The following is an 11137-nucleotide window of genomic DNA, read 5'->3' on the forward strand; positions in this document are numbered from 1 at the left end:
AGCTATAAGATAAATCCCTTATTAATAATGCAATGGCCGGGAAAATGATGAAATTAACCGGGCAATAGCTTTCCTTTCCCGTGTCGGTACGGATCAACAAAAGAGATTCAAAATCCGGAGAAATAAGCCTGTTTATAATCAAACCCAGCACAGGCAGCAACAGCGAAATAATAAGCAATGGCTTGTAAGGCTCCGGATACAATATTAACCACAGGCTAAATACTATTGCTATCCAGCTTAGCCATTTTAGCCTGCCTGAAGGAAGTAGTAGTTTTAAAAAACTTATTATAAACGAGTCAGGATATTTCTGATTTCTTTTTAACATAAATGCGCTGTGAATGCCAAAGCAGCCAACGGAACGGCTTGTCTGTCCGTAATACTTCCAATCCGTCGCTATTCAAAACCGGACGAACGACAAGAAGATTTCGGAAGTCGGATGTTCGATTTCGGATTTGTTGTCTGCTGTTTGCGGTTTTTTCAGTCAACAAACACCTGGCATATCACTCATTCAGCTTATCGCCATTATCCTAATTCCGAAATCGAAATTCCGCAATCCGAAATCACTTACACCTCAAACGTTCCGTTTCTTTCCTGCTCCTGGTAGTTTTGTACGGTTTCGATGGCGTTGTCAATTACATCGCTCAGCGCAACAATAAATGCTCCCGGAACAGCAATGCTCATGGAATGTTTAATCGCGTCCACTTCGTTTGGTACGATCTCAAATTTCTTATCAATATCTACCGATTCAATGCCTTCGATCAGCAGGGTCAGAATATTTTCAGCGGTACGGCCGCGGAGGAATTTTTCCTGGCGCAGGATGATGTAGTCAAACATTTCGGCGGAAAGCATGCCCAGTTCGCGGATATCCTCGTCGCGCCTGTCGCCTGTACCGGCAATGATGCCGATCTTTAATGGGGAATCGATATGCTGTAAAAACGCTTTGATGCCTTTAAAACCAGCCGGATTATGCGCAAAGTCGATCATAAAGCGGAAGTTTTTAAAGTTGAAGATGTTCATCCTGCCCGGTGTTTGCGCAGCCGAAGGGATAAAGGTTTCCAGCGAGATCTTGATATCTTCTGTTTTAAAATCATGCAGGAAAGTTGCCAGCGTAGCTGCCAGCACATTTTCGATCATAAAAGGCACGGTACCTCCAAAAGTAACCGGGATGAGGCTGGTACGTTGTACGCGGATCTTCCAGTCGCCTTTTTGTATGGTTACAAAACCATTTTCGTAAACGCATGCAATTCCGCCTTTTTTACAATGTGATTTAATAACCGGATTTTCTTCGTTCATGCTAAAATAGGCCACTTTGCAATGTGCCTTTTTACCCATCCGTACGCAATAATCATTGTCGGCATTTAATACCGCCCAGCCATCTTTTTTAATGGAGTCAACCACCACATTTTTTACCCGGGTTAAGTCATCCAGGGTGTGGATGTCGGCAAGGCCAAGGTGGTCTTCCTGGATGTTGGTTACCACACCGATATCGCAAAAACTAAAGCCCAGGCCTGCTCTTAAAATACCGCCACGGGCACTTTCCAACACGGCAAACTCCACGGTGGGGTCCTTTAAAATAAACTCTGCGCTTACGGGGCCGGTGGTATCGCCTTTCAGCAGCATGTTGTTTTGTACATAAATGCCATCGGATGTGGTAAAGCCAACCCGGTAGCCATTGTTTTTTACAATATGCGCGATGAGGCGGGTGGTGGTGGTTTTGCCATTGGTGCCTGTAACCGCAATAATAGGGATCCTGGCTGATTTGCCCGCAGGGTACAGCATGTCTATCACATGCCCGGCTACGTTGCGTGGCAGGCCCTCGCTGGGTGCAATATGCATCCTGAAGCCGGGAGCAGCATTCACTTCCAGTATTACGCCACCGGTATCGGTTAACGGCTCGCTCAGGTTTTCGGCCATAATATCAATACCGCAAATATCCAGGCCGATGATCTTGCTGATCCGTTCGCAGATAAACACATTATGCGGGTGTACATGGTCGGTTACGTCAACAGAAGTGCCCCCGGTACTCAGGTTAGCGGTTGATTTTACAAAAACCTTTTCGCCTTTGGCAGGGATGCTGTCCAGTGTATAGCCTTTTTTCTCGATCAGGTCCAGCGTATCGCGGTCAATGCTGATCAGCGTTAACACTTTTTCGTGCCCGTAACCACGTCGCGGGTCTTCGTTTTCCTTATCTATCAATTGTTTGATGGTCGATACGCCATCACCTTTAACATGGGCCGGGTCGCGCAGCGCTGCGGCTACCATTTTATTATCAATTACCAATACCCTGAAATCGTACCCGGTAATAAAGCGTTCAACAATTACCCGGCGTGAAATGCGGGCGGCAAATTCATAGGCCGCCACGGCCGCTTCCCGGTCGCGGATGTTGATGGAGATGCCGCGGCCATGGTTGCCATCCAGCGGTTTAAAAACCAGCGGGAAGCCTACTTTGCGTATGGCCTCATCCACACCCTCAATGGATGAAATGGTAATGCCTTTGGCAACAGGGATGGCCTGCTCCAGCAGCATGCGTTTGGTTTCATCCTTATTGCTGGCAATATCAACGGCGATACTGCTGGTTTTTTCCGTCATGGTAGCACGGAACCTAACCTGGTTTTTTCCATAGCCCAATTGCACCAGCGACTGGTTATTTAGCCTGATCCAGGGGATATCCCGGGCGATAGCTTCTTCCACGATAGAACCTGTACTCGGGCCGAGCCGGGTATTTTCGCGGATCTCGCGCATTTGCTGCAGGTCATGCTGCAGGTCGTAATCTTCCTCTTTAATAAGGGCATTCACTATCTTTACCGCAGCTTCTGCCGCGTATACGCCTACCTTTTCTTCAACATAAGTAAACACCACATTATAAACTCCTGGTGTTTTGGTTTCGCGGGTACGGCCGTAGCCGGTATCCATACCGGCCAGGGATTGGATCTCCAGCGCCACATGCTCAACCACATGCCCCATCCAGGTGCCGGCAATAAGCCGCTGATAAAAGCCGCCCGGCACACCTGGTGAGCAGCGGTGCTCATACAAACTGGGCATCAGTTTATCCAGCCGTTCGTAAAAACCTTCAATGGCATTTGACGGTTTGTGCTCCAGCTCTTCAAGGTTCAATCGCATCTGGATCAATTTTTTCCGGTTTACACTCCAGATATTAGGGCCGCGCAGTACTTGTATATTTTCAATCTTCATGGATGTGGTGCTAATTAGTAGATGGGGTCAATTTTCTTTTAAAACTAAACAACTTAACAATCTAATAAAATTTTTGGCGTAAAAAAGGTATTATTATTTATAATAGCCTGCCATTGTGCCACTTTTTATTTTAATTTGTATTGTGTTAAGTTGGTTAAGTGAATAGTTGATTGAGTGAGTGGTTGTTTTTTATACAAAAATTTGTCCTCCTCAATTCAATCTAACTTAATCAACCTAATCTAACTTAATCAACTTATATAATGATCATCCCTAAAGGTAAACTGATAATTATAGGCGGAGCGGTGGATATGGGTACTAACCTGGGCTCGCAGGAAAATATTATTAAACCGAATTACCTGAAGTTTTTTGAACAGGGGATCTTAAAGCGCATTATTACCGAGTCGGCAAAACAGCATAATTCGGTAGTGGAGGTGATCACCACTGCATCGCAGATCCCTGAATTGGTAGGTATAGAATATATCGAGGCCTTTAACCAATTACATGTTCGGAATGTGGGGGTGTTGGATATCCGCAACCGGGAAGATGCAAAACGCGAAGAATTTTTGGAACGGATAAGGGTGGCTCATGTGGTAATGTTTAGCGGGGGCGACCAGTTACGGTTAAGTTCGATATTTGGCGGAACTGAGTTTTTGCATATAATGAAGACCCGTTATCATAATGAAAATTTTGTGATCGCAGGTACATCTGCAGGGGCGGCGGCAGCATCCACCAACATGATCTATCGTGGCCAGAGCCATAAAGCGCTGATAAAAGGCGAGGTACAAATGACCGCGGGCCTGGGCTTTATTGATTCGGTAATTATAGATACCCATTTTGTACAGCGAGGCCGCATTGGCAGGCTGCTTTACGCGGTGGCCAGTAACCCCGGAATGCTGGGCATTGGTTTGGGCGAAGATGCCGGTCTGCTGATTACCGGCGGCACCATGATGGAAGCTATAGGTTCGGGCCTTACCATTTTGGTTAACGGCCGTAAAATGGCCGAAACAAATATCTACGACGTAGAAATGGGCTCGCCCGTATCTATCAAAAATATGCGGGTAAGCGTTATGTCGATATTTGATACATTCGATCTGGCGGAATATCAATTGATCATCAAAAAAGCTGTTAAAGTTGATGGTGCACTTGCGCCTGACGATAATAATTAAAGAGCTTAAAGCTGAAAGCCCAAAGCATAAAGCTTGGTTGGCGGATGGCTTTTAGCTTTCTGCTTTTAGCTTTACGCCAAATTCCATCTACTATGAAACTAATCATCCATGGCGGTTTTTTTAGCGAATCGCAAACTAACCAGGAAGTAAAAAAAGCGAAACAGGACGCGCTGTCTGAAATTGTAAAACTGGGCTATAAACACCTTGAAAACCATACCGCTGTTGAAACTGCCGTTTATACAGTGGCTTTGCTGGAGGATAATGAACTGTTTAATGCCGGTACCGGTTCACAAATTCAAAGCGATGGCAAAATAAGACTGAGCGCATCTTTAATGGATGGCAAAACCATGCGTTTTTCGGGGGTGATCAATGTGGAGGATGTGAAAAATCCTATATGTATTGCTGAAAAGCTATTGCATTATGATGATCGGGTTTTAAGCGGAAAAGGCGCAAAAGACTTTGCCCGCGAAAACGGCTTTGAACATTATAACCCCGAAACCCCACAGCGCAGAAACGAATACGATAAAAAGCTGAGTGACTCTATCCGTTTAGGTACCGTTGGCTGTGTGGCGCTTGATGTATTTGGCCATATCGCTGCGGCGACCTCAACCGGTGGTAAGGGCTTCGAGATCCCCGGCAGGGTAAGCGATTCTGCAACTACGGCAGGCAACTACGCAAACGCATCTGCAGGGGTATCATGCACGGGCGTAGGCGAAGATATTGTGAGCGGGGCAGTCGCGTCAACTATAGTAGCCCGTGTTACAGATGGTATGCCCCTTGCTTTGGCAACCGAAAGAACATTGAACGAATTGAAGCCTTTTGATGGATTCGCGGGTATTATCGGTATCTCTGCAACCGGCGAAATTTACCATGCGGATACCCACCCCTATTTGGTTTGGGCATTGTATGACGAGGCAGTGGAAGTTTTTGGATAGATCTCCTGTCGTTTAATCCTACTCAAATTGCAGGTTAAAATGTTAAATGTGTAACAATTTTAACGTTGATGGTAAGCTATCATCTGATGCCATAAACACAAGTTTGATAGCTTACAGGTTGTTAGCGGAAATGCTTTTTTTATATACGCTCCATACATAAAACGGGATGCCGGCCATCAGCAGTAAAAAACCATAATAAACCGTATCCTGGCCAGAGCCGGCAACGGCCCATAACGAATAAGCAAAAGCTAGCGTACCTATAAGTATTGCAGATACCCAGCCACCGCTGTGCAGGTGTTTTTGATCAAACCGGATGATGATATACCCTGCTGCACAAAAAAGGTATGGAACCAGGGTGGTTAGGGTGGTCAACAGGATCAGGAATTTAAATTGCTCCACCAGTCCTTTGGTGAAATTCATCACCATAAACAGGGAGACAAAAATACTATTGACGATTATAGCCGCATAGGGCGCACCTTTATCATTTAAACGGCTAAAAAATGCCGGGAATAGCTTGTCTTTTGCCACAGCATATGGGAATTGCCCCTGAACAAGGGTCCATCCATTTAAAGCACCAAATGCGGCAACGGCAACACCGGCGCTGGCCCAGTACCGGGCGCTGCTGCCAAACATAATTACGGCAGCATCTGCATAAGGGGTAAGCGAATGCACCAGTGTTTTTTGCGGGATGATGCCCATAATGCTGATGCTTCCCAAAATATAAACCAGGGCCGTAATGGCCAAACCGAGCATTGTCGCACGGGATATGGTTTTCTCCGGATTTTCAACATTGCCGGCGGGGATAGAAGCACACTCTATTCCCAAAAAAGAATACATGGTGATGGCCGCTGTGGCAGCGATGCCTTCCATTGTGGATTTGCCGCTACTGTTAAATGGATGAAAATTTTGCAGCCTGATAAAAAACAGGCCTCCTATGGCAATAACAACCAGGGGCAATAACTTAGCAACGGTGGTAATGAGCTGTACATTCCCCGAGGTTTTAATGCCCCGGTTATTTAACCAGGTCACCAGCCATATAAAGCCCAGGCCTGTGGCGATGGCGGCAGTAGCACTTTTATCTAACACGGGAAAAAAGGTACTTAATGCGCTTATTAGCGAGATGGATACCGCTGCGAGGGAGCAAACATTTGACAGCCAGTACCCCCATGCTACCAGGAAGCCCGCGAAATCACCAAAAGCATGATGGGTATATGCATAGGGTCCACCTGTTGCTGTTGGCAGCATTTTACTCAGGTTAGCAAAAACTTTTGCCAGGAAAAACGTGCCGATCCCCGAAAATAGCCAGCCCAGCAAACTGATGCTCCCATAGGAAGCCATGGCAGCCGGTAACAGGAATATACCTGCCCCGATCATATTGCCGACCACTAATGAAGTACTGGCCCATAAGCCAATTTTGCCGGGTTCTGATCCGCTCATTTAAATTTATTTAGGAGTGAAATGTCGCAGGCTGTTATTTCCTTCCTAAATATATTTATTTTTTTGATAAATGAGCGCCGGTGGATTTTTTATTGCAAAACGCCGGGGGTAATAGCATAATTTGTTGTGTCTCTTTGTGCCTTCTCCGCGCTCTTTGTGGTTAAGTTTCCAACAAAGACGGCACAAAGGAGACACGAAGATTACGGAGCTGGATAGGCCTGGATTGCTATTCTCTAGGCGTTAACCGCTTTCGGAAATTGAAGGATCAGCTGTGGGTTAGGGATGTTTTTGCGATATTTTTCTTTTTCCTCTAAACTGCAAACACCCGGGTAGTCGCCAGCTTTATCTTCCATATCAAATATCAGCTGGAAATGCAGGTGTGGCGGCCAATGCCCGTTTTCGTTATCATCACCTAAAGTTGCAATTCGCTCCCCGGCAATAACCTTTTGCCCTACTTTAAGACTTTCAAGGCTGGCACGGCTCAGGTGCCCGTAAAGCGAATGCAAGATCAAGCCGTCAAGGTTATGCTCCAGAATAATGGTTGGCCCGTAATCACCTAAATTATTATTGTCCTTAAAGCTGTGTACTTTACCTTTCAAAGGGCTGTAAATCGGCATGCCTGCCTTTCCCCATATATCGACGCCAAGGTGGTGGCGGCGCTTAACATCTCCGTTGTTAAATAAGGGGCTATGGGCATAAATATTCCGGTTCTCCATATAGCCGCCGATGCCATATTTAGCGCCGGTGGCCGCCAGTTTACCATTAACCCATTTTCCAAACTTTGCATGATCGGCAATAGTTACCGCATCAAGTTCCTTGTTGCCAATGGTAAGGTCAAACTGGTATAATTTATCGGTCATCGGGTTAAAATCAACCAGGCGGCCGACTGCATCGGGGTGTGTTTTTACGAAAGTAGCTAACTGTACAGAAGCGCTCATTTTTTTATTCAGTTTCGGGTTGACGGTCTTCTTTACTTATTTTATCAAATATTTTATCCATACGTTCAACGTATTCGCTGGTATCATCAATAAAAAACTCCAGTTGGGGTATTACGCGTACCTGGTCTTTTATCCTTGCACCCAATTTATAGCGGATTTCATTCCCATGCGATTTGATCGTTTGCAGGGCGAGTTGCGGGTTGGTGTTATTGAAAAAGCTCAAAAATACCCTCGCGATGGCCAGGTCGGGTGTAACCCGCACTTTGGTTATAGTGATCAGTGTGTTTGGTAAATAATTAATGCCTTCACGCTGAAAAATAGCGGCAAGGTCTTCCTGTATTACTCCTGCAAATTTTTGCTGTCTCTTCGATTCCATTTTTTATAGCTGAAAGCTAAAAGCATAAAGCTTAAAGCCCGTTTTTTGTTAAATTATTAAATCACTTTTCAGCTTTCAGCTTTCGCCTTTAAGCTTTTACCTATTTTCTCAGTTACACATATCCTGCGGGATCTCTTTCGTGATCTTTATTAGTTTTCTAACAACCAGTGTGCTGTCAAACTCAGATCCCAGGCCCTCTTTATCTGAATGAATTTTGTCCCCTTCTACTTCAACATACACGGGAACGTAAGGTTTCTCGAAATTTAATTGCGAGTATTTTAATTCCAGTTGTTTTGAACTGTCGGTAACCCAAAACTCCTGGCCGCTATCGCAATCCTTAAATGATTTTACCTCGGGGCCAAAGCTGTAAACGCCTTTAAATATTATCGCAGGCGGTTTTTGAGGATGGTTATTGCAAGCAACTATCACTGTAATAAGTATCAAAATCAAATATGAAGAAAACCTTTGCCTCATTCCATAAAATTATAAGTCCTGCTTGATGTCATTCAGCCCTTTAATACTTAACCGGGCGCTTATTCCAGAAGCAATAACCGCGATAAAGCTAACTGTAAAAAACACAAGCACAAAATCACTTAACCGCAACGATACGGGGTAAGCATCAATCATTGACATTTTCGACCCCATTTTTACCAAACCAAACCGTTGCTGCAATATACAAAATCCCAGTCCTAAAACTATGCCTGTAATACAACCGGTTATAGTGATCATCATCCCTTCAATAAAAAATATCCCCTGTATTAGTTGTTTATTGGCGCCCAGGCTGGTTAAAATAGCAATATCTTTTCTTTTATCAATCACCAGCATGGTTAATGAGCCAATAATATTAAATATAGCAATAATTAATACAAAAGTTAATATCATAAAAATAAACCAGCGTTCGTAGTTCAATGTTTTATATAACTCGGTGTTTTGCTCGCGCCGGTTTTTTACGGAGAAATCTTTGCCCACCTTATCCCGGATATCCTGCTGTACGGCGTCAAGGTCGGTTCCTTTTTTGTAATTGATCTCAAGGGAGGATACATTCTGTGGCTGGTCAAGCAAAACGCGGGTAAAATCAATGGTAGTTACCACCATATCGTCAAAATCCTGGCCTACCTCAAAAACACCTGCCGGGGTAATCGGGCGAACAACAAACTCACTCATGGGGTCGGCGCCACTGCCTGCCTGCCGGCGGGGGGCATAAATTTCGATGGTGGAAAACCGGTCTTTTACATTTACCGCCAGGCTATTTTCAACTTCTGCACCCAACACAGCATATTGCTCCCCAGCTGATTTCAGCATAAAAGCCCCGCTTTGTATCGTGCTGTCAATCAATGGATTTTTTAAAAAATCGCGACCTACGCCCTTAATCGTTCCGATAAAAGATTTGTTATCATATTTGATCATCGCTTTTTCCTGCAGCACGGGAGTAAAGGAAAAAATCCGCTGATCCTTACGAAGGTTATTAAAATAGGGCACGTTAGGGTTAAAGGTTTTGCCCAGGCGGGGCTCAATCTTTATTTCCGGACAAAAATTGCCGTATAAATTTAAAATAGTTACTTCGAAACCATTAAATACCGATAAAATGATCACCAGGGCCGCGCTGCCGATCAATACGCCTATCATAGAAATGCCCGAAATGATGTTGATGGCATGCACCTTCTTCCGCGAAAAAAGGTATCGTTTGGCTATGTATAGCGAGGTGTTCAATTAATTATTGAATTATTGATTTAGTAAATTAGTGATTTGTAAATGCTGGCAATAGTTCAATTAAGTTAAAAAGGGGTTGGTTTGTTTTTCGTAGCCGATGGTTGTTTTGGGGCCATGGCCGGGGTAAACTGTGCAATCATCAGGCAAAGTAAACAGTTTATGTTCGATATTATCCATCAACTGGCTAAAATTTCCGCCGGGCAGGTCGGTACGGCCGATGCTTCCCCTGAATAAAACATCGCCTCCGACTAACAAATTGCTTTCTTTATCATAAAAACAAAGATGCGCGGGCGAATGTCCTGGTGCGAAGATTAGTTGCAGTTCGGTATTGCCGAATTTGATTGTCCCGGTTTCGGGGAGGTATTCATCCGGTACGGGCGAGACCTCATACCTGATGCCCATCATCGGCGCATAAGCTACCACTGCTTCCAGTACAGGCAGTTCGCCTTCGTGGAATTTTGGTTTTAAACCGTATTGATCAAAAATAAATTTATTGCCCAGCACATGGTCGATATGGCAATGGGTGTTCAATAGCAAAACGGGCTTTAAATGATTATCCCTGATAAAATTAACTACGACATTTTGTTCCCTGGCGCTATCCATGCCAGGGTCAATGATAACGCATTCGCCGCTTTCATCAAATAAAATATAAGTGTTTTCCTGGTACGGGTTATTGGTAAATGATTGAATCTGCGCCATGGCGTAAAAATACGGAAATTATTGAAAGCGGATTGCGGAATGTCGATTGCGGAAGGATGTTGTTTCTTCTTCCGGTCTTTCCTGACTTTCGGACTCTTCCTCAAATATCCATCACCTCTTTTTTCTTTTTGCTTTTCATCCGTTTGGGTAAAAACTCCAGGATCTCATTTTTAAGTGCTTCTATCAGCCTGCGCTTTAAAAAATTACGCTGGATAACTACACTGACCTCGCGGGCCGGTTCGGGTGATTTAAAATAACGCACCTTGTCCAGCTGTTTGTCTGTTAGCTCTGATAAAGCAAGTTCTGGTAAAATAGTTGCACCGTTGTTTTGGTCTACCATCCGCTTTAAGGTTTCAACACTGCCGGTATTATACTCAAAATGTTTAAAGCCCTGGGTTGCTTTCCGGCGCTGGCAAATGTTTAATACCTGTTCGCGCATGCAGTGGCCCTCGTTCAATATCCAGATCTCTTCCATATCGATATCATCGGGTGTGATGCTTTTCTTTTTTGACAGCTTGCTGTTTTTGGAAACATAAGCCACAAAGTTTTCATAAAAAACAGGGATCTCTGTCAGGCTGCTTTCGTGCAGCGGGGTGGATAGGATACCGCAGTCGATCATTCCCAGTTTTAACTGCTGGATGATCTGCTCAGTAGTTTGCTCGGATACGATGAGTTTTACCTGTG

General features: G+C 44.6%; 11 protein-coding genes. 2 read left to right on the forward strand and 9 right to left on the reverse strand.

The genetic code is table 11. The annotated features are described in order from the left end of the window. Positions 1-325 (reverse strand): hypothetical protein (locus tag QZY09_RS17065; protein WP_295674307.1); only part of this gene is annotated, 325 nt, incomplete at its 3' end. Positions 326-564: 239 nt separating this feature from the next. Next, on the reverse strand, positions 565-3192 hold the full coding sequence (cphA, locus tag QZY09_RS17070) for a cyanophycin synthetase (protein WP_295674309.1): 2628 nt from the start codon (positions 3190-3192) through the stop codon (positions 565-567). A 260-nt stretch (positions 3193-3452) separates the two neighbouring features. Between cphA and QZY09_RS17075 the strand changes: the two genes are divergently transcribed. Together QZY09_RS17075 and QZY09_RS17080 are read left to right on the forward strand one after the other, a co-directional pair. Next, positions 3453-4358: a cyanophycinase gene (locus QZY09_RS17075; RefSeq protein ID WP_295674311.1), complete on the forward strand. Its 906-nt coding sequence runs from the start codon at positions 3453-3455 to the stop codon at positions 4356-4358. A gap of 92 nt (positions 4359-4450) precedes the next feature. Then, positions 4451-5293: an isoaspartyl peptidase/L-asparaginase gene (locus tag QZY09_RS17080; protein ID WP_295674313.1), complete on the forward strand. Its 843-nt coding sequence runs from the start codon at positions 4451-4453 to the stop codon at positions 5291-5293. A gap of 111 nt (positions 5294-5404) precedes the next feature. Here QZY09_RS17080 and QZY09_RS17085 read toward each other — a convergent pair whose 3' ends face one another. From QZY09_RS17085 to QZY09_RS17115, 7 genes are all read right to left on the reverse strand, one after another. Further along, complete coding sequence (locus QZY09_RS17085) at positions 5405-6730, reverse strand: amino acid permease (RefSeq protein WP_295674315.1); 1326 nt, start codon at positions 6728-6730, stop codon at positions 5405-5407. Between the two features lie 233 nt (positions 6731-6963). After that, entirely contained in the window at positions 6964-7668 is a 705-nt protein-coding gene (locus QZY09_RS17090; RefSeq protein ID WP_295674317.1) for a peptidoglycan DD-metalloendopeptidase family protein, read from the reverse strand. 4 nt (positions 7669-7672) lie between these two features. Continuing rightward, positions 7673-8044, reverse strand: coding sequence for a 30S ribosome-binding factor RbfA (gene rbfA / locus QZY09_RS17095; RefSeq protein ID WP_295674319.1), 372 nt, complete (start codon positions 8042-8044; stop codon positions 7673-7675). Between the two features lie 108 nt (positions 8045-8152). Then, a complete protein-coding gene (locus QZY09_RS17100; protein WP_295674322.1) occupies positions 8153-8518 on the reverse strand; it encodes a hypothetical protein in 366 nt (121 codons plus the stop codon). Between the two features lie 9 nt (positions 8519-8527). Further along, positions 8528-9754 carry an FtsX-like permease family protein gene (locus QZY09_RS17105; protein ID WP_295674324.1) on the reverse strand — a complete coding sequence of 409 codons (1227 nt, stop codon included), beginning with the start codon at positions 9752-9754 and terminating at the stop codon, positions 8528-8530. Between the two features lie 60 nt (positions 9755-9814). Continuing rightward, entirely contained in the window at positions 9815-10453 is a 639-nt protein-coding gene (locus QZY09_RS17110) for an MBL fold metallo-hydrolase (RefSeq protein WP_295674326.1), read from the reverse strand. 100 nt (positions 10454-10553) lie between these two features. After that, positions 10554-11137 (reverse strand): LysR substrate-binding domain-containing protein (locus QZY09_RS17115; RefSeq protein ID WP_295674328.1); only part of this gene is annotated, 584 nt, incomplete at its 5' end.

It is taken from the genome of uncultured Mucilaginibacter sp., from assembly GCF_903913935.1.
Taxonomy (GTDB): Bacteria; Bacteroidota; Bacteroidia; order Sphingobacteriales; family Sphingobacteriaceae; genus Mucilaginibacter.

What these genes read in the sequence shown, in the direction of transcription:
- cphA (WP_295674309.1), bottom strand. Translation starts at nt 3,192, where the DNA reads ATGAAGATTGAAAATATACAAGTACTGCGCGGCCCTAATATCTGGAGT.
- QZY09_RS17075 (WP_295674311.1), top strand. Translation starts at nt 3,453, where the DNA reads ATGATCATCCCTAAAGGTAAACTGATAATTATAGGCGGAGCGGTGGAT.
- QZY09_RS17080 (WP_295674313.1), top strand. Translation starts at nt 4,451, where the DNA reads ATGAAACTAATCATCCATGGCGGTTTTTTTAGCGAATCGCAAACTAAC.
- QZY09_RS17085 (WP_295674315.1), bottom strand. Translation starts at nt 6,730, where the DNA reads ATGAGCGGATCAGAACCCGGCAAAATTGGCTTATGGGCCAGTACTTCA.
- QZY09_RS17090 (WP_295674317.1), bottom strand. Translation starts at nt 7,668, where the DNA reads ATGAGCGCTTCTGTACAGTTAGCTACTTTCGTAAAAACACACCCCGAT.
- rbfA (WP_295674319.1), bottom strand. Translation starts at nt 8,044, where the DNA reads ATGGAATCGAAGAGACAGCAAAAATTTGCAGGAGTAATACAGGAAGAC.
- QZY09_RS17100 (WP_295674322.1), bottom strand. Translation starts at nt 8,518, where the DNA reads ATGAGGCAAAGGTTTTCTTCATATTTGATTTTGATACTTATTACAGTG.
- QZY09_RS17110 (WP_295674326.1), bottom strand. Translation starts at nt 10,453, where the DNA reads ATGGCGCAGATTCAATCATTTACCAATAACCCGTACCAGGAAAACACT.